The 576-nt window shown below is 58.3% G+C and carries 1 protein-coding gene; it reads left to right on the forward strand.

What is annotated here, in order from left to right:
• Positions 1-118 precede the first annotated feature (118 nt).
• Positions 119-576: Hsp70 family protein (locus AAFX79_13780; GenBank protein ID MEO1009626.1), on the forward strand; the 458-nt coding region annotated here is incomplete at its 3' end.

Genomic DNA, 576 nt, shown 5'->3' on the forward strand with positions numbered 1-576 from the left:
TTCAACTTCCTTGCATCCATATGTTGACAATAGGCGACTAAGGTTTGCTACTTGATGTACACTAAAGACGAAGCGGGAGGGACGCTCACCCGAGCGCAGCAAGGAGGATCTGAAGCAGATGGGTAAGATCATCGGAATTGACCTCGGCACGACCAACTCGGTCGTAGCCGTGATGCAGGCAGGCAAGCCTGAAGTGATTGCCAACCAAGAAGGCGCGCGCACCACGCCGTCCGTCGTCGCTTTCGCGAAGAACGACGAGCGACTCGTCGGCCAGGCGGCCAAGCGACAAGCGGTCACCAATCCTGAGAACACGATTTTCTCGATCAAGCGGTTCATGGGCCGGCGCGGCGACGAGGTCGCTGAAGAGCTCAAACTCGTCCCCTACAGCGTCGACAAAACCGACGACTTGATCCAGGTGAAAGCGGGCGGCAAGTCCTACTCGCCGCAAGAGATATCGGCGATGGTGCTCACCAAGCTGAAAGAGGCCGCCGAATCGTATCTCGGCGAGAAGGTGACCGACGCGGTCATCACGGTCCCGGCCTACTTCAACGACTCGCAGCGCCAAGCCACCAAGGA

The sequence above is a fragment of the Planctomycetota bacterium genome (genome assembly GCA_039819165.1).
Classification (GTDB): domain Bacteria; phylum Planctomycetota; class Phycisphaerae; order Phycisphaerales; family UBA1924; genus JAHCJI01.